The organism is Corynebacterium sp. HMSC065D07, assembly GCF_001810695.1.
Classification (GTDB): domain Bacteria; phylum Actinomycetota; class Actinomycetes; order Mycobacteriales; family Mycobacteriaceae; genus Corynebacterium; species Corynebacterium hesseae.
Genome location: NZ_KV802434.1, coordinates 107,972 through 129,248, shown reverse-complemented (window position 1 = coordinate 129,248; position 21,277 = coordinate 107,972). Strand labels below are relative to the sequence as shown.

General features: G+C 60.8%; 19 protein-coding genes. 9 read left to right on the top strand and 10 right to left on the bottom strand.

Annotated elements, in window-relative coordinates:
* The 6 genes from mltG to aspS form a co-directional block, all read right to left on the bottom strand.
* Positions 1-1,191, bottom strand: coding sequence for an endolytic transglycosylase MltG (mltG, locus tag HMPREF2760_RS04515; protein WP_070563047.1), 1,191 nt, complete (start codon positions 1,189-1,191; stop codon positions 1-3).
* Positions 1,192-1,213: 22 nt separating this feature from the next.
* Positions 1,214-1,762 (bottom strand): Holliday junction resolvase RuvX, encoded by a 549-nt coding sequence (ruvX, locus tag HMPREF2760_RS04510; RefSeq protein ID WP_070563044.1) that lies wholly within the window; start codon positions 1,760-1,762, stop codon positions 1,214-1,216.
* Positions 1,763-1,819: 57 nt separating this feature from the next.
* On the bottom strand, positions 1,820-4,507 hold the full coding sequence (alaS, locus tag HMPREF2760_RS04505; protein WP_070563289.1) for an alanine--tRNA ligase: 2,688 nt from the start codon (positions 4,505-4,507) through the stop codon (positions 1,820-1,822).
* Positions 4,508-4,574: 67 nt separating this feature from the next.
* Positions 4,575-5,930, bottom strand: coding sequence for a replication-associated recombination protein A (locus tag HMPREF2760_RS04500; protein WP_070563038.1), 1,356 nt, complete (start codon positions 5,928-5,930; stop codon positions 4,575-4,577).
* Positions 5,930-7,132: a phosphotransferase family protein gene (locus tag HMPREF2760_RS04495; protein WP_070563177.1), complete on the bottom strand. Its 1,203-nt coding sequence runs from the start codon at positions 7,130-7,132 to the stop codon at positions 5,930-5,932. Before HMPREF2760_RS04495 ends, HMPREF2760_RS04500 begins: the two co-directional genes overlap by 1 nt.
* Positions 7,133-7,215: 83 nt before the next feature.
* Positions 7,216-9,036: an aspartate--tRNA ligase gene (gene aspS / locus HMPREF2760_RS04490; RefSeq protein ID WP_070563035.1), complete on the bottom strand. Its 1,821-nt coding sequence runs from the start codon at positions 9,034-9,036 to the stop codon at positions 7,216-7,218.
* Between the two features lie 204 nt (positions 9,037-9,240).
* Between aspS and HMPREF2760_RS04485 the strand changes: the two genes are divergently transcribed.
* From HMPREF2760_RS04485 to HMPREF2760_RS04460, 6 genes are all read left to right on the top strand, one after another.
* A complete protein-coding gene (locus HMPREF2760_RS04485; protein ID WP_070563032.1) occupies positions 9,241-10,134 on the top strand; it encodes a KPN_02809 family neutral zinc metallopeptidase in 894 nt (297 codons plus the stop codon).
* Between the two features lie 327 nt (positions 10,135-10,461).
* The gene (locus HMPREF2760_RS04480) at positions 10,462-12,051 is read left to right on the top strand and encodes an inorganic phosphate transporter (protein WP_210384660.1); all 1,590 of its coding nucleotides are present in this window, start codon (positions 10,462-10,464) and stop codon (positions 12,049-12,051) included.
* Positions 12,052-12,180: 129 nt separating this feature from the next.
* The gene (locus HMPREF2760_RS04475; protein WP_070596727.1) at positions 12,181-12,903 is read left to right on the top strand and encodes a CBS domain-containing protein; all 723 of its coding nucleotides are present in this window, start codon (positions 12,181-12,183) and stop codon (positions 12,901-12,903) included.
* 45 nt (positions 12,904-12,948) lie between these two features.
* A complete protein-coding gene (locus HMPREF2760_RS04470) occupies positions 12,949-14,055 on the top strand; it encodes an LLM class flavin-dependent oxidoreductase (RefSeq protein ID WP_070596726.1) in 1,107 nt (368 codons plus the stop codon).
* The gene (locus HMPREF2760_RS04465; RefSeq protein ID WP_070596724.1) at positions 14,056-14,733 is read left to right on the top strand and encodes an FMN reductase; all 678 of its coding nucleotides are present in this window, start codon (positions 14,056-14,058) and stop codon (positions 14,731-14,733) included. It abuts the gene before it with no gap.
* 74 nt (positions 14,734-14,807) lie between these two features.
* A complete protein-coding gene (locus HMPREF2760_RS04460) occupies positions 14,808-16,217 on the top strand; it encodes an L-serine ammonia-lyase (RefSeq protein ID WP_070596723.1) in 1,410 nt (469 codons plus the stop codon).
* Here the strand turns inward: HMPREF2760_RS04460 and hisS are convergent.
* Genes hisS through tpx form a run of 3 tightly spaced genes read right to left on the bottom strand, consistent with a single transcriptional unit; the run spans position 16,214 to position 18,638 of the window.
* Positions 16,214-17,491 (bottom strand): histidine--tRNA ligase, encoded by a 1,278-nt coding sequence (gene hisS, locus HMPREF2760_RS04455; RefSeq protein ID WP_070596722.1) that lies wholly within the window; start codon positions 17,489-17,491, stop codon positions 16,214-16,216. The genes HMPREF2760_RS04460 and hisS overlap by 4 nt on opposite strands.
* 5 nt (positions 17,492-17,496) lie before the next feature.
* Positions 17,497-18,141 carry an MBL fold metallo-hydrolase gene (locus HMPREF2760_RS04450; protein WP_070596721.1) on the bottom strand — a complete coding sequence of 215 codons (645 nt, stop codon included), beginning with the start codon at positions 18,139-18,141 and terminating at the stop codon, positions 17,497-17,499.
* The gene (gene tpx / locus HMPREF2760_RS04445; RefSeq protein ID WP_070563267.1) at positions 18,141-18,638 is read right to left on the bottom strand and encodes a thiol peroxidase; all 498 of its coding nucleotides are present in this window, start codon (positions 18,636-18,638) and stop codon (positions 18,141-18,143) included. Before tpx ends, HMPREF2760_RS04450 begins: the two co-directional genes overlap by 1 nt.
* Positions 18,639-18,744: 106 nt before the next feature.
* Between tpx and HMPREF2760_RS04440 the strand changes: the two genes are divergently transcribed.
* The 3 genes from HMPREF2760_RS04440 to HMPREF2760_RS04430 all read left to right on the top strand — a co-directional run bounded on the left by HMPREF2760_RS04440 (position 18,745) and on the right by HMPREF2760_RS04430 (position 20,553).
* Entirely contained in the window at positions 18,745-19,605 is an 861-nt protein-coding gene (locus tag HMPREF2760_RS04440; protein WP_070563264.1) for a peptidylprolyl isomerase, read from the top strand.
* A gap of 288 nt (positions 19,606-19,893) precedes the next feature.
* On the top strand, positions 19,894-20,241 hold the full coding sequence (locus HMPREF2760_RS04435) for a hypothetical protein (protein WP_070529837.1): 348 nt from the start codon (positions 19,894-19,896) through the stop codon (positions 20,239-20,241).
* A gap of 57 nt (positions 20,242-20,298) precedes the next feature.
* Entirely contained in the window at positions 20,299-20,553 is a 255-nt protein-coding gene (locus tag HMPREF2760_RS04430) for a hypothetical protein (protein WP_070522137.1), read from the top strand.
* A 134-nt stretch (positions 20,554-20,687) separates the two neighbouring features.
* Here the strand turns inward: HMPREF2760_RS04430 and HMPREF2760_RS04425 are convergent, their stop codons facing one another.
* Positions 20,688-21,230, bottom strand: a complete 543-nt coding sequence (locus HMPREF2760_RS04425; RefSeq protein ID WP_180952042.1) for a DUF421 domain-containing protein — start codon at positions 21,228-21,230, stop codon at positions 20,688-20,690.
* Positions 21,231-21,277: the final 47 nt, after the last annotated feature.

Here is a 21,277-nt window from a genome sequence, read left to right as displayed (position 1 = left end):
TTACTGCTCCTCAGCCGGTGGCTCGCCGGCCGGCGGCTCGCCAGCGCCTTCGCGCTGGCTGTCAAGGATGCCGGAGCGAACAGCGTCATCGACGTTGGCGAGGTGCTCGTCGTAATTATCGGTAAACACCGTGGTGCCCTTGTCGTCGACGGTGACGAAGAAGAGCCAGTTGCCCTCCGCGGGGTTCTCCATGGCCCCGATAGCTTCCTCCGAAGGAGAGGCAATCGGTGAGTCAGGGAGACCGTCCTTCGCGTAGGTATTCCAAGGAGTCTCGCGGTGGCGATCCTCATCGGTGGTGGCCAGCTCAACATCCTCGAGGCCATAGTTGACCGTGGAGTCCAGCTCGAGGCGCATCGGCTCATCAAGGCGGTTGAGGATTACACGGGCGACCTTGTCGAACTCACCGGCCGGGGACTCGCGCTCCACCAGCGAAGCCGCAGTAAGAAGCTCGTAGGGCTTGAGGCCAATTGCCTGGGCGCGGTCAACGATATTGGTGTCGTTGTACTTCTTCGTCGAACGTGTGATGAGATCCGTCAGAATCTCCTTAGCGTCCATGTTCGGATCGAGGACGTACTGGCCCGGAGCGATAAGGCCCTCAATACGCTTGGGGTCCTCACCGCGGGCACGAATTTCCTCCAATGCCCACTCCGGCGCACCCAGCTCAGCAGGATCCACCGTGGCCGCGATCTTCTCCAGCTCCTCGGCGGATACGCATTCGCCCTCCTTGCAGGAGACCTGAGAAATCAGCGAGTAAATACCGTAGCGGACATCACCGCCGACCACGTTGACGTCGAGAAGCGTAGCTCCGCCCTGCACGTCGAGGAGGTCAACCATGTTGCCTTCATCAAGCAGCGCTTCGACGGCAGACTTCGCGCTCATCTCCTCCTGAAGGCGGTAGAATCCAGGCTTGATTTGGCTCGCGCGCGGATTCGAGTTGGCCGCAGAAGAGAAAGCTTCGGGCGTCTTCACCACGTTCTTCTCCGCCAATTCAGGTGCCAGCTCGCTCATCGACGAGCCCTCCGGAACCTGAACAAGCTGGGTTACTCCATTGCCCTGCCCCTCATAGTCCAAGGTGCTGCCCCCTCCCAACAGGCGGAAACCAATGTAGCCAAGTCCACCGATGATCAGGACCAAGCTCGCAATGAGCACGGCCATGCCGCGCTGACGGCGCTTGACATATTGGGGTTCCATCGAGCGTCCGATGCGTGAAGGTTTACGGCTCACGTACTTCGTCTCCTACGTTTGAAGGGCTGTGGCCGTTCAACGCGAAATGGCGCGCATCCAGCCAGGATTGCAAAATTTCCACCGCGGCTGCTTGGTCAATCACCGAGCGACCTCGCTTCTCTGATACGCCAGAGGCCCGCAATGCGGAGGAGGCGACCACGGTAGTAAGGCGTTCATCCACCATACGCACGGGCGGAGGTTCTTTCATCCTGTCATCTTTTGCCAAGCGGCGGCGGATACGAAACGCGATTTCCTTGGCATGTTTAACACTTGATGAACCATTGCCCTTGAGATCGCGCGGCAAACCAACGGCTACCTCAACCACGTCATACTCGTAAATCAGCTCAAGCAGGCGGTCGATATCACCCTGATCGCGGTCTTTAAACCCGGTCTCACGCCGGACGGTTTCGACCGGCATGGCCAAGCGCGCGTCCCGGTCAGAGACGGCCACGCCGATGCGGACAGTACCGACGTCGAGGCCCAAACGGCGCCCCGGGCCGGGATCGTCCGCGACTGGTTTGTCGGGTTCTACGGCCATCGTGCTCCTCCTGATTCTGCGAGTCAGCTACAACTGCAGCCAACTAGGGCGCGTTCGTTAGTGGGCTTCGAGCTCATCACGGACGGCGTCGAAGGCCTGCTGGAGACCTTCAGCGTTGGCGCCGGAACCTTGAGCCATATCGGGCTTTCCGCCGCCCTTGCCGTCAACATAGCCAGAAATAACCTTGACCAAGTCACCAGCCTTGACGCCGCGCTCGACGGCAGGCTTAGTGGCGCCAACGATGAACGGGAGCTTGCCGCCCTCGTTCTCCGATGCCAGGACAACCACACCGGCGACATCACCGAGACGGTTCTTGATATCCGAGGCCAACGTGCGCAGATCACCGCCGTTTACTCCGTTAGGAAGTTTGACCGATACGAGGGTGAAGCCATTAACGGTGGTCGCACCAGAAATCATCTCCGCGGTCTGCGACATGAGCTGGGCCTTGTGCAGCTCCGCAATCTGCTTCTCAGCGGCCTTGAGCTTCTCCGTCAGCTGCGCGATGCGCTCCGGAAGATCCTCAGTCTGCACCTTGAGCTCGCGGGACACGCCTTCCACGAGTGCGGTCTCCTTGGAGTAGAAGCGGAATGCATCCAGACCCGAATAAGCCTCGATACGGCGCGCGCCCGAACCCACGGAGGATTCGCCAAGGACAGACACCGGGCCAATCTCAGCGGTGTTCTTCACGTGCGTACCACCGCAGAGCTCGATGGAGAACGGGCCACCCATCTCCACGACGCGGACCTCGGAACCGTAGTTCTCACCAAAGAGGGCCATCGCGCCCATCTCCTTGGCCTTCTCCAAAGACGTCTCGATGGTATTGACCGGGAAGTGCTGGTCCACCGCCTGGTTCGTCACCAAAGCGATCTCATCGAGCTGCTCCTGGGTGAGCTGGTCGGTGTAGTTGAAGTCAAAGCGCAGGTAGCCGGGTCGGTTCAAGGAACCAGCCTGGACTGCAGTCGGGCCTAGCACCTGGCGCAGCGCTGCGTGGATAAGGTGCGTCGCCGAGTGCGCCTGCACGGCGCCGTGGCGCCATTGTTCATCAACGGCAGCCGTCACGCCGTTGCCCAACTCAAGCCCACCGGCGGTCACCGTAGCCTTGTGCACCCACAGCTTCTTGCCAATCTTCTGCACATCGTTGACCTCAAGGAGGGTCTCGCCCGCGAAGATTCGACCATGGTCGGCGGTCTGGCCACCGGCTTCAGCATAAAGCGGCGACTGGTCCAGGATTACCTCGACGGTATCTCCTGCCTCGACCTCGGTTACCTTCTGACCATCGCGCACAAGGCCGATGACCTTGGCCTCGGACTCCAGGGTTTCATAGCCCGTGAACAACGTCGGGTGGTTATCCACCCACTCGCGGTAGAGCGACAGGTCAGCATGACCATGCTTCTTAGCCTGATTATCGGCCTTGGCGCGGCGGCGCTGCTCGCCCATGGCGGCGTCGAAGCCTTCCATGTCTACGGTCAAACCGGCTTCCTGAGCCATCTCCAAGGTCAGGTCGATGGGGAAACCATAGGTATCGTGCAGCTCAAAAGCCTTCTCGCCGGAGAGGACCTTCGGGGTGGCCGCACGAGAGGTGCTCTTCAGTTCCTCCACGGCTTCGTCGAAAAGCTTGGTGCCTGACTCCAGCGTCTTCAGGAAGGCCTTCTCCTCCGCCACGGCAACGCGCAGGATACGCTCGCGGTTGTCGGCGATCTCCGGGTAGGACGGGGTCATGGTGTCCATGATGGTGTTCATGAAACGCTCCATGGTCTCACCCTTCGCGCCAAGCAGCTTGGCGGAGCGGATGATGCGGCGCAGCAAGCGACGCAGAATGTAGCCACGACCCTCGTTACCGGGGGTAACGCCGTCCAAAATGAGCATCATGCCGGTACGCGAGTGGTCCGCCACCACGCGGAAGCGAATGAGGTCTTCCTTCGGAGCATCCGGAACGTACGTCGCACCGGTAAGTTCCTCGGCTACGTCGATGACCGGGCGCAGCAGGTCCGTCTCGTAGACGTTGTCCACACCCTGCAGGATGCAGGCCACGCGCTCGATGCCCATGCCGGTATCAATGTTCTTCTTGGGCAGCTCGCCCACGATCTCGAAGTTGCCCTTGCCGATGCCTTCGCCACGCTCGTTCTGCATGAAGACCAAGTTCCAGATCTCCATGTAGCGGTTATCATCCGCAATCGGGCCGCCATCCTGGCCATATTCCGGCCCGCGGTCATAGTAGATCTCAGAGCACGGACCGCACGGCCCGGGAATACCCATGGACCAGTAGTTGTCTTCCATGCCTAGGCGCTGAATACGCTCGGTGGGCACGCCGATCTTGTTGTGCCAAATATCGGCCGCCTCATCATCGTCGAGGTAGACCGTGACCCACAAACGCTCCGGGTCGAGGCCCAAACCGCCTTCATCGACGGAGGTGGTCAGCAGGTTCCAGGCGTGGGTAATTGCGCCTTCCTTAAAGTACTGGCCAAAGGAAAAATTACCCGCCATCTGGAAGAAGGTATTGTGACGGGTGGTAATGCCCACTTCCTCGATGTCCAAGGTGCGCACGCACTTCTGGATAGAGGTCGCCGTGCCGTTAGCAAAAGGCGGGTTCTGCTGGCCCAGGAAGTAGGGCTTGAAGGGAACCATGCCGGCGTTAACGAAGAGCAGGTTCGGGTCATCCAGGATCAGCGACGCGCTGGGGACGGCCTCGTGGCCGGCCTTGACGAAGTGCTGGGTAAAGCGTTCCCGGATCTCATGAGTCTTCACGAGCAAAATTCCTTCACTGTTGAATGGTTTCTAGTCAGCGCTCAACTTTACCCGTCCGGTGCTGTGCTTAGCGACGCCGCCCCCGGATGATGTCCCGCAGCCTTCCCAGGTACTCGCGCACACGCTTCTCCGCGCCATGGTCGGTGGGGTGATAGTACTCGGCATCCGCCAGCGTCTCCGGCAAATACTGCTGGGACAGTACACCGCGCGGATCATCATGCGGGTACTGATAGCCCACTGCATTGCCCAAGCGTTTCGCTCCCTCATAATGGCCGTCGCGCAGGTGCGCGGGCACATGCCCGCTCTTGCCGGCGCGAACGTCGGCCTGGGCCGCGTTGATGGCGTTGATAACGGAATTGGATTTCGGTGCCGTAGCGAGATGGATTGTCGCCTGAGCCAGCGGAATACGCGCCTCGGGTAATCCGATAAGGGCCGCGGCCTCCGCTGCGGCCACGGCAGTGGGCAGCGCGGTGGGATCAGCCATTCCGATGTCTTCGGAGGCATGCACGATAAGCCGGCGGGCGATGAAACGCGGGTCTTCGCCTGCCTCAATCATGCGGGCCAGGTAATGCAGCGCGGCATCCACGTCGGAACCGCGGATGGACTTAATAAACGCGGAGACCACGTCATAATGCTGGTCGCCGTCGCGGTCATAGCGCACCACCGCGCGATTGACGTTTTCTTTGAGAACCTCAACGGTGAGTTCACCGCCATCGGGCACTGCCTCGGCCGCCGCCTCAAGATAGGTCAGTGTGCGCCGAGCATCGCCCCCGGCGAGCAGCACCAGCTGGTCTAGAGCATCGTCCGTTGCGGTGATCCTTCCCGCCAATCCCCGCTCGCTGGTCAATGCGCGCTCGGCGAGGGTGCGCAGGGAGGCGTCGTCCAGCGGCTCCAAGTGCAGCAACAAGGAACGCGAAAGCAGCGGGGCCACGACGGAAAAGGAAGGATTTTCGGTGGTGGCGGCCACGAGCAGCACGGTGCGGTTTTCGACGGCCGCGAGCAGCGCGTCCTGCTGAGTCTTGGAGAAGCGGTGCACCTCATCGATGAACAGCACGGTGCGGCGCCCTTGAATCAGCTCACGGCGGGCGTGGGAGATCACCTCTCGAACCTGCTTCACACCGGAGTCCAAGGCGGAAAGCCCAATGAAGTTATCTCCCAAGGAAGATGCGATGAGTGAGGCCAGCGTCGTCTTTCCGGTTCCCGGCGGCCCGTACAGGATGACGGAGGCCTCGCCTGAGCCTTCCACCAGCCTACGCAGCGGGGTTCCCGGCTCCAGGAGGTGCTTCTGCCCCACTACTTCATCGAGGTTTTGCGGCCGCATGCGCGCGGCCAGCGGCGAACCGGGGTGGGTTGCAAACATATCGGGGCCACCCGGCAGGCTTGGCGCTGACTGGTCATCGCCGAAGAGTGACTCCTGCCCCATCAGGGCTCCCGGAGTCGAGAGGCCACGGCTCGCCCAAACTCGGCGACCGCAGAGCACCCGTCATTGCTACATTGCGCGGCAAACCGCGACAGCGCTTCGAAGGTCTCATAAAGATCGCGCCGAATCAGTATTTCATCCTCGCTGAACGGACCATGGTCGGATCGACGAAGCAGAGAACGGTGCGGGTCACGGTAGATCTCAGCGTTGCCTTCCGCCAACGCGACGACCCCTTCGATCCCGCCGGCATACATCGTGGTCACGCTCGACAGAGCCCAACCGATGAGGCAGGAGACGAGCAACTCGTGCAGCGTCTTCTCATCGGCGAGCTGCGGCCAGACATCGACAATGCGGCGCTGCCAGGCATGGATGAAAAGCCCCGCCTCGGCATCAGTGATCGGCCGAGAAAAAAGAAACTGCGGGAAGCCGGCCACCACGCAGGCCACGTCAAAGCCGACGTTGCGGAAACCGGCCCACTCATAGTCCAAGAAGGTCAGCGTTGAGCCGACGATGATGTTGTCTGGGGACAGGTCGAAGGGAGTAAAAGCGCGGTTGCGGCCAGAACTCAGACTCTGCATGGCGGCACGGGCCAATGTGCGGACGTGTTCCGGCGGTTCCAGTCCTGCCTCGCTGAGGATATCCGCACCAATCAGAATGGAGCTCTGCAAGGAATCATCGCGCAATGCCTGGTGCTCAGCGTATTCGGGATGCCGACGTAACTGGCGCTTGAGCAGGGCGTCATAGTCTTCTTCGCGCCCGGCGGTCCCAGCATGCATTTTGCCCAACGCGCTGCCCAGAGCCCTGAGCAGCTCGCCGCGGTCTTCATCACCGCTGCGCGCAAGGGTGTCCGCCAGGGTGTCGCCTTCGCCGGCGTCGGACAGCACAAGAATGCGCTTGTCCACGTCGTGCGCGAGCAACACAGGTCCTGGGCGGACCTCCTCAGACAGCGCCGTGGTGAACTGATAGGCCACCACTTCACGGAGAAGTGCGGCGTCATCAATAGTGTGCCCGGTGACCGGGTTGTACTTGATGACGACCGAACGATGCGGGAAGAAGGCGCTGGGAGTCGTCCGAGCACGAAGTACCACGGCATTGCCCGAGCCGGTGAGTTGCTCAACGTCACTCAGCTCAGGCTCCCCGCCATAGCGGCGCGAAATCATCTGTGAGGCTTCTGCTACCACGACATCAGCCACAGAATTATTCATGGACTCGTGTCCCGTCGGATTCACTTGCTTGCCTGCTTCCACTTGTTGTCGGCCCAATGAGGTACACCCATGGTGTGGGGCCTTTAGGACTCCTTCCCAGCCTTTTCACCCTGGGCAGCCTTCGCAGCCTTCTCCGGCTTGAAGTCCACACCGGTCTCCTTGCGCTGCGCGGCGGGGATGGTGCCGGGGGCGTCGGTCAGCGGGTCGACGCCGCCACCGGACTTCGGGAAGGCGATGACATCGCGGATGGACTCGAATCCACCCAGCAGGGAGACGATGCGATCCCAGCCGAAAGCGATGCCGCCGTGTGGCGGAGCACCGAACTGGAAGGCGTCGAGCAGGAAGCCGAACTTCTCCTGGGCTTCTTCTTCGCCGATGCCCATGACGTCGAAGACGCGCTTCTGCACATCCTGGTCGTGGATACGGATGGAACCGCCGCCAATCTCATTGCCATTGCAGACAATGTCGTAGGCATAAGCCAAGGCCTCTCCCGGGTTCTGGTCAAAGTTATCCAGGTACTCCGGCTTCGGCGAAGTGAAGGCGTGGTGGACTGCAGTCCACTTGGAGTGGCCCAAAGCCACGTCACCCGAGGCGGTGGCATCGGCGGAGGGCTCGAAGAGCGGTGCGTCGACGACCCAGGTGAAGGCCCAGTCGCCGTCCTTGATGAGATCGAGCTTCTTCGCAATCTCACCGCGAGCTGCGCCCAGCAGCGCACGGGAAGCCTTGGTCTCGCCGGCAGCGAAGAAGATGGCATCGCCCGGCTTGGCGCCGACGTGGGCGGCAATACCCTCGCGCTCGGCATCCGTGATGTTCTTGGCTACCGGGCCACCCAATGTGCCATCCTCAGCAACGGTGATGTAGGCCAAGCCCTTCGCACCGCGCTGCTTTGCCCACTCCTGCCATGCATCGAACTGGCGGCGCGGCTGGGAGGCTCCGCCTTCCATGACGACGGCACCGACGTATTCGTTCTGGAAGACGCGGAAGGTGGTGTCCTTGAAGAAGTCCGTGCACTCCACGATCTTGATGTCGAAGCGCAGGTCCGGCTTGTCGGAACCGTAGTACTTCATGGCATCGGCATAGGTCATGCGCGGGATGGGGGTCTTGATTTCGTAGCCGATGAGCTTCCACAGCGCGGAGACGATCTCTTCTGCCAGAGCAATGACATCATCCTGGTCCACGAAGGACATTTCGACGTCGAGCTGCGTAAACTCCGGCTGGCGGTCAGCACGGAAGTCCTCATCGCGGTAGCAGCGAGCGATCTGGTAGTAGCGCTCCATTCCGGCGACCATGAGCAGCTGCTTGAACAGCTGCGGGGACTGCGGGAGTGCGTACCAGCTGCCCGGCTTCAGGCGCGCCGGCACGAGGAAGTCACGGGCGCCCTCCGGGGTGGAGCGAGTCAGGGTCGGGGTTTCGATCTCAGTGAAATCGTGGCTGTCCAGGACCTGGCGGGCAGCGCGGTTCGCGGCCGAGCGCAGGCGCAGCGCCTCGTGCTGGCGCTCGCGGCGCAGATCCAGGTAGCGGTACTTCAGGCGGGTCTCCTCACCGACCTCACCGGAGGAGGATGGATCATCAATCTGGAACGGCAGCGCTGCGGACTTGTTGAGTACCTCCAGGTCCGTGACGTTGACCTCGATCTCGCCGGAGGCCAGGTTCGGGTTGGCCGAGCCCTCCGGGCGGGGCTCCACGACGCCAGTGACCTTGACGCAGTACTCGGAACGCAGATCGTGGGCGCGCTCAGCTACCTCGGTCTCGCGGAAAACAACCTGGGCAACGCCGGAGCGGTCACGCAGGTCAATGAAGATAACACCACCGTGGTCGCGACGGCGTGCGACCCACCCCGTCAGGGTGACGGTCTCCCCCGCCAACTCCTTGCGCAGTTCGCCTGCCAAATGTGTACGCAGCACTCTCGTTCAATCCCTTCTCATCGTTGACGCTCACACCCACTCACGCCACGCGTAGACAGCACGCGCCGAGGGATGCAAGTACTTGAACGGCCCAAGTCTACCGCCCGCACCGGACTTGCTCAGCGCTAGGGTGAGCACCGCGCGCATGGCGGTGCACCCACTATCGAGCAGACACCACCACCAGCATGTGGCAAAATCTGGAGCATGACTTTTAAATCTGGCGCCAATTTTGATGGTAAGCGAGCAAGCTCCGGCGGTGGAGGCCGCGGCGGCATGATCGCTACCGGCGGCGGCATTGGTTCGCTCCTCCTCATCGGCCTCTATCTCCTTCTCGGCGGCGATCCCGGCGCCATCACCGGAAGCGATCCCCAGGCCGACCAGACCCAGGTCGGCCCCGAAGAAAGCGGGGAGGACGCGTTTGCGCACTGCCAAACCGCTGAAGACGGCAACAAGTATGACGATTGCCGCGTCATGTTTGCGGCCCAGTCCGTGGACAAGGTGTGGGCGCAGCAGCTACCAGACCAGGCTGGCATCGACTACGTCGAACCTGGCCGCGTCATTTTTAACAACACCACTATGTCGGGCTGTGGCCAGGCCTCCGGCGCCACGGGCCCGTTCTACTGCCCGGCGGATGAGTCGGCCTACTTCGACACCGCCTTCTTTGATCAGCTCCGCAACTTTGGCGGCGATAACGCCCCATTGGCACAAATGTATATCGTGGCCCACGAATTCGGCCACCACATCCAAAAGCTGGAAGGAACACTCAGCCTCTCGAACTACAACGAGCCCGGCGAGGATTCCAACGCGGTGAAGATTGAGCTGCAAGCCGATTGCTATGCCGGCCTGTGGGCGCACTACGCCGACAAGGGTGACGATGCCCTGCTCGAAACCATTACCGAGCAGCAGGTGACTGATGCCGTCAACACTGCACGCGCCGTGGGCGATGACAACATCCAGCGCCGCTCAGGGGGCGAAGTACGCCCCGATACGTGGACGCACGGCTCTTCCGAAGACCGTGCGCAGTCGTTCCTCGCCGGTTATAATTCCGGCAAAATGGAGCAGTGTGACACCTTAGGCCGTGGGGTTTACAAGTCTTAGGGTCTTAAAAAGCGCCCACCCCAAGGTCGCACCACCCCCAAATGTGCCCCATTAGCCCAGATTAGATTCACATACACCAAGTGTTTACCTGTCGTACACCTTAATGCTTTAAGGTAGTCAAGTTCCCGCCGGTTCGTGGTGGGTTCCGCTCTGTCTTTAAAAGCATAAAAGAACTGCGCGTGATGTCATTATCACCTGCACCGCGGTAGGTATGGCGCTGCCCGCGCCAACGCCGAATGCACCCCGCCCGCGGCCTGCTCACGCTGTCTCATCACGCAGCGTTCTCTTCATGAAAGGAACGACGTTTTGAGCACCGCCACGCCGACGATGCCTGATCTTGAGTCGATGAATGGTAAGAACAAGGACTGGATTTGGCACCTGTTCTTCGGCGCCATCACGGCTGTCACCCTGATCTTTTTCATCATTTGGGGCAACGGAGAAGTTGCTGAGGGAACCAACAAGGTAGTCCTTGTTACAGCAATTATCTTCGCTGTCTTTATGGCCTTCAACATTGGCGGCAATGACGTCGCCAACTCCTTCGGTACCTCCGTGGGCGCGGGAACCCTCTCCATGAAGCAGGCCCTCGCTGTCGCGGCGGTCTTTGAGGTATCCGGAGCCATCCTCGCCGGCGGCGAGGTGACTGATACGGTCCGCTCCGGAATCGTTGACCTCGATGCCATCGATGGCCTCGACCCGATGGAATTTGTCTACATCATGATGGCGTCACTCCTCGGCGCTGCCATCTGGCTTTTGGTAGCCACCCGCATGGGTTGGCCGGTTTCTACCACCCACTCCATCGTCGGCGGCATCGTCGGCGCCGCTCTAACCGTCGGCTTCATCACCGGCAAGGGCGGCATGGACATGGTGCAATGGGGCGGAATCGGCACCATCGCTTTCTCCTGGGTGCTTTCTCCGGTTCTCGGCGGTATTGCCGCATACCTCCTTTTCAAGTGGATCAAGTCTTCCATCTTGGTGTATAACGACGCCGCAGACGAACGCCTGCGTGACATCAAACTTCGCCGCGCCGAGCTGCGCAAGGAGCACAAGACCCGCTTTGAGCGCATGAACGAGCTGCAGCAGATCTCCTATACAAATGCGATGGCTCGCGACGCCGCCCTTACCGCCGAAGAGGACTACGACCCAGAGGCTCTCGAGTCCGACTACTACCGCGATCTGCACAACCTCAACAAGGATCTCGAGGATGTCAATGCACACCGCGCGCTCGAGAACTGGGTTCCGCTGCTCGCGGCTCTGGGTGCCGTGATTATCTCCGCGATGTTGCTCTTCAAGGGTCTGAAGCACACCGGCATCGATGTCACTGCCCTAGAAACTTTCCTGGTCATGGGCATGGTTGGCGCCATCGTCTGGATGGCCGTCTTCATCTTTGCCCGCTCCCTGAAGAAGAAGTCCCTGAAGCGCTCTACCTTCCTCCTCTTCTCCTGGATGCAGGTCTTCACCGCCTCCGCCTTCGCGTTCTCGCACGGTTCCAATGACATCGCCAACGCCATCGGCCCCTTCGCCGCAGTCTTCGATGTCTTGCAGACCAACCAGATCTCCGATGAAGTTTCCGTGCCGCTGCCGGTCATGGTAGCCATGGGTATCGCCTTGGTTGCCGGCCTCTGGTTCATCGGCCGCTTCGTCATCCAGACCGTTGGTTCTGGCCTCACCCAGATGCACCCCTCCTCCGGTTTCGCTGCCGAGCTGGCCGCTGCTGCCGTCGTCATGGCCGCTTCCCTCTTGGGCCTGCCGGTCTCCTCGACCCACATCCTCATCGGTGCCGTCCTTGGTGTCGGCATTGTGAACCACGCCGCCAACTGGAAGTTGATGAAGCCCATCGCTTTGGCATGGGTCATCACCCTTCCGGCGGCCGCCGCCATCGCTGCGGCGACGGTGTCCATCCTGCGCGTCACCTTCTAAAGGTCAGCGCATCGCGCATGCCGCATTCTCGCCGTGAGTTTTCCCCGACAACCGGGGTTGCTCACGGCGAGATTTTTCTTATCGCTTGAGCCTTAAGCACATATCCAAGAACCCGTACACTTAGGCGGCATGAGCGACAACTCCCTAGCCAGATTCTTTTCCGCCTTTAATGACATTGAGCAGTTCCTCCGCCAAGCTATCGGGGCTAAGAACTCTGATTCTTTCTGGTGGATTGTTGATCGCGCCCACGACAAGCACCTTTTGAGCAAGCGCCAAGCAGAACAGCTGAAGGACTTTAGCAACCTCCGCAACGCCATCGCCCATGGCCGCTACTTCAGCGGTGAGCCCATCGCTACCCCACACCCTCACGTCATCACGCAGCTCGAAAACCTCCAACGCCTGCTCACGGATCCGCCCACGGCGCAGGCTCTGCTCGCTAGCCGTGATGTGACCACCCTTGCCCCTGACACCCCGATCATGGAGGCTTTGAAGCTTATTAACACGACCGGCTATTCCCAGATCCCAATCTATGAATCCGGGACTTACCAGGCGCTTCTCACCACCAACGTCATTGCACGATGGGTTGCGGCAGATCTCGGTGATGACGGTGTGATTAACGCGGCGTCGATTAGCACTGTGCTGGAATTCGCAGAGCGCAAGGACCGCGCAGAGTTCCTGCCCCGCACCGCCAGCGCGCAAGAGGTCATCGATGCCCTCACCGACCCTGCGGCAGACGGCACCCACCCCGGCGCGGTCCTCCTCACCGAGCACGGCAAACCTTCCCAACTTCCTGTATCCATTGCTACGCCTGCCGACCTCGCGACATTGGTTGCTGCAGTCGAATGGGAATAACTCCCCTCCCTAACCTTGTTGACATGACATAGAAAGGAGGATGTCATGCAATTTGGAGTCTTTAGCATCGGCGATGTCACCCAGGACCCGACCACCGGCCACACCCCCACTGAGGCCGAGCGCATCCGCGCTATCACGGAGATTGCCCTCAAAGCAGAAGAGGTGGGCCTCGACGTCTTCGCCACCGGCGAGCACCACAACCCGCCCTTTGTGCCTTCGGCTCCCACCACCCACCTGGCATACATTGCGGCACAGACGAAGAACCTTCAGCTCTCCACTGCCACCACGCTGATCACTACCAACGACCCTGTTCGCCTCGCGGAGGACTACGCATTCCTCCAGCACCTGGCAGATGGGCGCGTCGACCTCATGCTAGGCCGCGGCAACACCGGCCCGGTTTACCCGTGGTTTGGCAAGGACATCCGTGAGGGCATTCCGCTCGCAGTGGAGAACTACCACTTGCTGCGCCGCCTCTGGCGCGAACCCGTCGTGTCCTGGCAAGGAAAGTTCCGCACCCCGCTGCAGGGTTTTACTTCCACGCCCGCGCCTCTCGATGGCATCCCACCCTTTGTCTGGCACGGCTCCATTCGCTCCCCACAGATTGCGGAACAGGCGGCTTTTTACGGCGATGGCTTCTTCCACAACAACATCTTCTGGAACAAGGAGCACACCGCGAAGATGGTGAACCTCTACCGCAATCGCTACGAGTCCTATGGCCACGGCCGCGCCGACCAGGCCATCGTGGGCCTCGGCGGGCATGTCTTCATCGCGCCCACGGAGCAGCAGGCAAAGGACTTCTTCCGCCCCTACTTCGACAATGCCCCGGTGTACGGTCATGGCCCCTCCTTGGAGGAGTTCACGGCACAGACCCCGCTCACCGTAGGCACCGTAGAGCAGGTGGTGGAGCGCACACTACAGTTCGCAGATTGGGTGGGTGATTACCAGCGCCAGCTCTTCCTCATCGACCACGCCGGACTGCCTCAAGAGGTGGTGCTCGAGCAGATCGAAATCCTTGGTACACAGGTGGTGCCCGAGCTGCGCCGCCGCTTTGAGGAACGCCGCGCAGATCATGTACCTTCTGACCCGCCCACCCATGCCACGCTCGGCGCTTATGCCCCGCACGCGCTGGTCAACCCTGGAGAGGAGAAGTAGTTGCGCTCTCTCGTACTCGTTACGGCTGGACTCTCATCACCCTCCTCGACGCGTGCACTTGGCGACGCCCTCTCCGCCGCCACCACCGCCCGCGTTAGTGCCCGAGGTGAAGGCGTCGACGTGACCGTCGTTGAGCTGCGCGAGCTTGCCGGCGAATTGGCAGAAGCCATGACCAACTGGGTTTCACCCACACCCCGCCTCCATGCCGCGCAGACTGCCGTGACCAAGGCGGACGGTCTCATCGCCGTCAGCCCGGTGTTCCAGGGCAGTTATTCGGGTTTGTTCAAGATGTTCTTCGACACTTTGGAGCCGCATTCACTGGAAGGACTGCCCACGCTCATCGCTGCCACTGGCGGCTCAAGCCGGCACGCGCTTGTGCTCGACTATGCTCTGCGCCCGCTGCTTAACTACCTGCATGCCACAGTGGTCCCCACCGGGATCTTCCAGGCCACGGAAGACTTTGGCACTGCAGAAGGCGCGCGCAATGACAAACGCATAGAACGCGCCGCCGAGGAGCTAGCGGACCTCATGGTGCGCCCGCTCGACCGGGTCTCTGGACTTGCCGGGAGGCTCGGCGAGGCGGAGGAAGCGCCCCAGGGGGAGCTATCACAGGACGTCGATCCAGACCCTTCAGGATTCCGCGCGCTGCTTTCCCGCCACGACGGGCAGCCGAGCTAAGCGGTTGCGGAGGGCTCTCGGTACTATCGTAAGGCGACACTTATCTAACGCTCCCAAGGAGGTTTCACCCCCACATGACAATTAGCGTGACCGATATCTTCTCCATCGGAATCGGCCCCTCCTCCTCCCATACAGTCGGCCCCATGCGCGCGGCTAAGGCCTTCCTCGAGGCGCTTGATCAACACCCGGCCAAGGTCCACACCGTACTGCGCGGTTCCCTGTCCGCTACCGGCCGCGGCCACGCCACGGATCGCGCCGTGATTCTGGGCCTCGCCGGATGGGATCCGCTGTCCGTACCGCTCGACGCAGAGCCACGCGCCGATGCCTTTATCCCCACCGAGGGCACCATTTCTGGCCCCGCAGGCGAAGTGCAGTACAGCATCGAATTCAACAACGAACCGGTGCCGGAACACCCGAACTGCCTCATCTTTACGGCCTGGGACGAGAACGGCACGGTACTCGCCGAGAATGCAGAGTACTTCTCCGTCGGCGGCGGTTTTATCCTGTCCCGCGAGGAATACGATGCCCAGCTCCAAACAGACACCGGTGTGCCAGCCGGTGTCGCCGCGGCCACCGCTGAGGACACCGTTCCTTATGAGTTCCAGTCCGGCGAACACCTGCTTCACCTGTGTGCGGCCAATGACAAAGCTATCTGGGAAATCGTCGCCGCCAACGAGGCCGTGTTGCACCGCGAAGAAGGCGGTCTCGACTACGTCTACCAGCACCTCGACTTGGTCTGGGATATCATGCGCGAGTGCGTGACCGAGGGCATTTCCTCCAAGGGAATCCTTCCCGGTGGCCTACGCGTGAACCGCCGCGCGCCACGCATGTACCACCAACTTCTGGCCAAGCAAAACGATGAGTCCTGTGGCTTGTCTGCGATGGAATGGGTCAACCTCTACGCGCTTGCCGTCAACGAACAGAACGCCGCCGGCGGCCGCGTCATCACCGCCCCCACTAACGGCGCGTGTGGCATCATCCCCGCGGTGCTGCACTACGCGCGTGACTTCCAGGCTGATTTCACCCGCTCCGATGCCCGCCGCTACCTGCTGACCGCAGGTGCCATTGGCATCATCATCAAGTCCAATGCCTCGATTTCCGGCGCCGAGGTGGGCTGCCAGGGCGAGGTTGGCTCAGCGTCCTCCATGGCAGCTGCTGGCATGGCAGAACTACTCGGAGCAACACCGGAACAGGTTGAAAATGCCGCCGAGATTGCCCTTGAGCACAACCTCGGCCTGACCTGTGACCCCGTCGGCGGCCTCGTGCAGATTCCCTGTATCGAGCGCAACGCCATCGGTGCCGTCAAGTCCATCAACGCCGCGCGCCTTGCGCTCATGGGTGAGGGAACGCACCACGTTACCCTCGATAACGCGGTGCGCACCATGGCCGAAACCGGACGCGACATGCTCTCCAAGTACAAGGAGACCTCGCTCGGCGGCCTGGCGAAGACGATGGGCTTCACCGTCTCGCAGGTGGAGTGCTAAACCACTGCTCTGAGCTGCTTGACGACGTCCCCCACCGGGACGTCGTGCTGCTCGTGCGCGCGCAGATCCTTCAGCGCCACGGTGTCAGACTCTAGTTCTTGGTCACCGAGGACGAGTGCGAAGCGGGCGTTGGCGCGATCAGCACCCTTCATCGCTCCCTTGAGGCCGCGGTCACCGAAGGACATATCCGCGGAAATACCGGCTTTGCGGAGATCATTAATGATGCTGACCATCTTCTTCTTTGCCGCCGCGCCCAAAGCAACGCCATAAACGGCCACGCGTTCTTCGACGCCCTCGAGCTCCACGCCCTCGGCCTCCAGGGCCAAAACCGTGCGGTCCACGCCGAGGCCGTAGCCGATACCGGACAATTCCTGTCCGCCGAGCTGAGCCATGAGGCCGTCGTAGCGGCCGCCGCCGCCAATGCCGGACTGCGCGCCGAGTCCATCGTGGACGAATTCGAAACAGGTCTTCGTGTAGTAATCAAGACCGCGGACCATGCGCGGATTGATGGTGTAGGGCACGCCCATGTCATCGAGCAAGCCAGTGACCGTCTCAAAGTGCTCGCGGCACTCGGCATTGAGGTGATCGAGCATGAGGGGGGCGTCGACAAGCTGCTCCTGAACCTCCGGGCGCTTGTCATCGAGCACGCGCAGCGGGTTCAGCTCCGCGCGGGCCCTGGTTTCCTCGTCGAGGTCCAGCTTGAACAGGAATTCCTGCAGCTTCTCACGGTAGGCCGGGCGGCAGTCGTGGTCACCCAAGCTGGTCAGCTCCAGACGGAACTGGCTAAGCCCCAGGCTGCGGTAGGAGCGGTCCGCTAGCGCGATGATTTCCGCGTCCAGCGCCGGATCATCGACACCAATGGCCTCGACGCCGACCTGCTGCAGCTGGCGGTAGCGGCCAGCCTGCGGGCGTTCGTAGCGGAAGAAGGGGCCAAAGTAATTGAGCTTGACCGGCAACTGACCGCGGTCGAGGTTGTGCTCAATAACTGCGCGCATAACACCCGCGGTACCTTCGGGGCGCAGAGTCACGGAGCGGTCGCCGCGATCGGCGAAGGTGTACATCTCCTTCGACACGACGTCCGTGGACTCCCCCACGCCGCGGGCGAACAGCGACGTGTCCTCAAAGACGGGGAGTTCGATGTGTTGGAAGCCGGACAGATGTGCCTGATGCACGAAGGTCTCACGAACCTTGGCAAAGATGGCCGATTGCGGCGGAACGTAGTCCGGCACACCCTTGGGCGCGGACAGGGCTTTGAACTGCTTCTTATCACTCACGCCCTTTAGAGTACATCCCCCGCCGCACGGAGAAACGGATTAGTCGCGCGTTCGCGGCGCATCGTCGATGTTGGGCCGTGGCCCGGCAAGATGGCAAGGGAATCATCAAGGCCCCACACCGGACCGCGCAATGAGCGCTGCATCGCCGCGGGATCGGAATGCGGAAGGTCTGTACGGCCGATCGAGCCCTTGAATAACACGTCACCGGTCAGCGCAAAATCCTCGGCCACGAGCATGACGCAACCCGGTGAATGCCCCGGCGCATGGAGTAATTCAAACTCCAGGCCGACGAGGCTCAGCATCTCACCACCCAGCAGATCACGCCGGTCCGCCACCTGCTTCATGGAAGCGGCGGCGAAAAGCATCTGCGATTCGGGAGATACTCCGGAGCCATCCACCAACATGAACGCGTCATCCGGGTGGATGTAGACCGGCAGGTTAAACTCAGCGGCATCACGCGTGTGGTCAATGTGACCGTGGGTCAGCACGACGGCCTCAAATTCCAGGGACTTCTCACGCGCGAGCTGCTCAAGGCGCTCGCGTGTGTGCATCCCTGGGTCCACGATGAACGCCCGCGAGCCGTTAGCCACAACATAGGTGTTGGTTTTATAAGGCCCTGCGGCGAAACCGTAGATATCGGGTGTGTTCATTACTTGAGGGCGGCCAAAGCTGCGTCGTAGTCCGGTTCAGTCGTAACCTCTGGAACCAGCTCGGTGTAGGTCACCTTGTGGTTCTCGTCGGTGACGATGACCGCGCGGGCACACAGGCCCTTGAGCGGGGAGCCTTCCAGGACGAGGCCCAGCTTGTCGGCGAAATCGGAGCGGAAATCAGAAGCGCTGACGACGTTCTCAATACCTTCAGCAGCGCAGAAACGCTCCTGTGCGAAAGGCAGGTCACGGGAGACGGACAAGACAACGGTGTTCTCCAGACCAGCCGCCTCTTGATTGAACTTGCGCAGCTGCGCTGCACACACGCCGGTATCCACGGACGGGAAGCAGGACACCACCAGGCGCTTGCCAGCGAAGTCCGCATTGGTTAGCTCAGACAAGTCGGTGCCGACGAGGGTGAAGTCCGGCAGGGCGTCACCAACCTTCGGCAGCTCAGCATTGGTTTCGACGGGTTCATTCTGAAAATTCGTAGTAGCCATGGCACCCAAGCGTACTGACGTGCGGGGCGGCGCGCCACGGTGAACTAGCGTGCGGTTAGGATAGGTGGGTCAAAGTTTTTAAACCACCACTGTGGAGGAAACATAGGTGTCTACTAACAGCCAGCGCTTGGATGATGCGCTCAACCAGCTCGATCGCGAGCTGAAATCCCGCGACCGTAAACAGAAGAGCCGCCCGCTCAGCGTCGTTTTGATGGCCGCCGTCGTTATTGTTGCCCTCGTCGGCGGTATCTGGTTCTTGGCCACGCGCTCGCCGGAGGAAGAAGAGATTCAGGCCTCGGAAACCTCCGCCGCCGATACGCCCACTGAAGCCCCTACCGCCGAAGCATTGAGCGGCAAGCGTGCTAAGCCGCTCGGTGAGACCGTCACCTGCGAGTACAACGAGACTGGCGACGCTTCCCGCGATGTCCCTACTCCGCAAGGAAAGAACATTCCTGCCAAGGGTGAAGTGACCGTCAATTTCGCCACCAAGCAAGGCGATATTGAGATGACTCTCGATCGCTCGCTTGCTCCGTGTACCGTCAACGCAATCACGGACATGATTTCCGCGAAGTACTACGACGACACCGTGTGCCACCGCATGACGGAGGGCACCCTCTCCGTCCTGCAGTGCGGTGATCCGACCGGCAAGGGTTCTGGTGGACCGGGCTTCCAGTTTGCCAATGAGTACCCCACCGATGAGGCTGACGACGCCGCTAGGGCACAGCCTGCTCTGTACCCGAAGGGTTCCATCGCCATGGCTAATGCCGGCGAAGACACCAATGGTTCCCAGTTCTTCATTAACTATAAGGACTCGCAGCTTCCGCCCTCCTACACCTATTTTGGCGCCCTGACGGAGAAGGGACAGAAGACCATCGACGCCATCGCTGCCAAGGGTGTCAAGGATGGACAGTCCGACGGCGCTCCCGCTGAGGAAGTTCGCATCACCAAGGCAACCGTCGAGAGCTAAGTTTTACCCCCTTTACGGTGGCCGGCCCCGCTCGCATTCAGCGAGCGGGGCCTTTCCCATTCCAACCGCCCCTCCCCACCTGGACTAAGAATTTCTTAGCCTTGAGCTGTTCATTTGGCAAACTATTACCCACGTCCACAACCTGCACCGGACCAAACCCCAGCTCACATGCCGCGGACAGCCGCCACACAGATTCATCAATTGATTGTCAGATCCCTTGCAAAACCCGCAATGCCTCAGTAGCATCTGTGAGGTCTTTGAAATTCCCGAGATGTATAAGGAACGAGAATGAAGCTCTTCTCCCGTAAGGCCCTTGTCGCTGCCGCTACCACCGCTGCCGTTTCCCTGTCCGGCGTGACCGTTGCTAACGCTGAGACCACCACCCCGGAGGCCACCGCCACCGCTACGGCTACCACCACCCCGGCAGCTCCGTCCACCACCAAGCCGGCCGCCGAGACCACCACGACCCCGAGCAAGACCGACGAGGAGTCTTCTTCCTCCTCCGACGACTCCGAGGGTTCCTCCATCTCCGACATGAAGCCGTCCGAGATCCGCGACTGGATCGCTGTCTTCACCGCCATCATCGGCGCTCTGGGCACCGTCTTCGCTTTCTACAACAAGAACTTCGCTAAGTAAGTCAGACCCACTTAAGTCAGACTTTCCGTTCACATTCGAATCAGATTAGGAAATCCTATGAAATTCTTCTCCCGTAAGTCCATCGTTGCCGCTGCTACCGCTGCAACCATCGCTTTCTCCGGTACCGCAGTTGCTTCCGCAGCTCCGGTTGAGGATGACAGCTCCTCCAAGGCTTTCTTCGCTCTCTCCTCCGACGATGAGGGTAACGTCAGCCCGAAGGAAATCCGCGAGTGGATTAAGGTCTTCACCTCCATCATCGGCGCCATGGATGACGCAATGCGTCTCGGCGATAAGCTCGCTGGTATCAAGTAAGCCACAAGCGCCGCTCTCTCCCCTTGCGCAATCCGCGCAGGGGGAGATTTTTCGTTTTCCTGGACAGCCGATTCAACGCCCAAACACGACGCGGCTTCTAAGCCCGGCTACTCTTGCAACCTAGAAGACTGTTCCTAGTCCTGTGCATCTACTTCCTCGATGCGCTCGGCGCCGAGAACGTCCTTGAATACGGAGGCATCAACAAGCTGGCCACGGCGAATGACAGAAATCTGACCAGTTGGTTCCAAGATCATTAGCTGCACGTCGGTGCGCCGACCAAGGCCCGCCTTGCGCACAGCGGAATTGATATCCCTTTCGGTGATGTGCGCAAAGCTCATATTGTCTTCCTGCAGCTGCCCCTTATAAACCAAGAGCACCGGTTTGCGGTCGATGAAACGTGACCATGTCACGAGCTGCCGGAAGGTACCGAAGGCTGCCTCCAGGAGCATAAGTGTGAAGAGACCAATGACTCCGGCGGCGAGGGTCGGCGGGTTGCCTACAATCACGCGGCCTGAAACCGCGCCGAACATAATGATGATGACGGCATCGGAAGCGGTGATGGACGTCAAAACGCGGCTGCCAAAGAGCTTGACCAAGACCATAAAGGCCAAATAAATACCCAGCGTCGCGAGCATCACCAGTGGGATTCGGTGAGGCTCGATACCTAGCTGGTACATTGCCTCGCGTCCAAACAGCCTCAGTGTATCCACAGCTTTCCACCATA

Excerpts from the sequence above, each read along its gene's own strand:
- mltG (WP_070563047.1), bottom strand. The coding sequence starts at position 1,191 with ATGGAACCCCAATATGTCAAGCGCCGTCAGCGCGGCATGGCCGTGCTC.
- ruvX (WP_070563044.1), bottom strand. The coding sequence starts at position 1,762 with ATGGCCGTAGAACCCGACAAACCAGTCGCGGACGATCCCGGCCCGGGG.
- HMPREF2760_RS04500 (WP_070563038.1), bottom strand. The coding sequence starts at position 5,930 with ATGGGGCAGGAGTCACTCTTCGGCGATGACCAGTCAGCGCCAAGCCTG.
- HMPREF2760_RS04495 (WP_070563177.1), bottom strand. The coding sequence starts at position 7,132 with ATGAATAATTCTGTGGCTGATGTCGTGGTAGCAGAAGCCTCACAGATG.
- HMPREF2760_RS04485 (WP_070563032.1), top strand. The coding sequence starts at position 9,241 with ATGACTTTTAAATCTGGCGCCAATTTTGATGGTAAGCGAGCAAGCTCC.
- HMPREF2760_RS04480 (WP_210384660.1), top strand. The coding sequence starts at position 10,462 with ATGCCTGATCTTGAGTCGATGAATGGTAAGAACAAGGACTGGATTTGG.
- HMPREF2760_RS04475 (WP_070596727.1), top strand. The coding sequence starts at position 12,181 with ATGAGCGACAACTCCCTAGCCAGATTCTTTTCCGCCTTTAATGACATT.
- HMPREF2760_RS04470 (WP_070596726.1), top strand. The coding sequence starts at position 12,949 with ATGCAATTTGGAGTCTTTAGCATCGGCGATGTCACCCAGGACCCGACC.
- HMPREF2760_RS04460 (WP_070596723.1), top strand. The coding sequence starts at position 14,808 with ATGACAATTAGCGTGACCGATATCTTCTCCATCGGAATCGGCCCCTCC.
- HMPREF2760_RS04450 (WP_070596721.1), bottom strand. The coding sequence starts at position 18,141 with ATGAACACACCCGATATCTACGGTTTCGCCGCAGGGCCTTATAAAACC.
- tpx (WP_070563267.1), bottom strand. The coding sequence starts at position 18,638 with ATGGCTACTACGAATTTTCAGAATGAACCCGTCGAAACCAATGCTGAG.
- HMPREF2760_RS04435 (WP_070529837.1), top strand. The coding sequence starts at position 19,894 with ATGAAGCTCTTCTCCCGTAAGGCCCTTGTCGCTGCCGCTACCACCGCT.
- HMPREF2760_RS04430 (WP_070522137.1), top strand. The coding sequence starts at position 20,299 with ATGAAATTCTTCTCCCGTAAGTCCATCGTTGCCGCTGCTACCGCTGCA.
- HMPREF2760_RS04425 (WP_180952042.1), bottom strand. The coding sequence starts at position 21,230 with ATGTACCAGCTAGGTATCGAGCCTCACCGAATCCCACTGGTGATGCTC.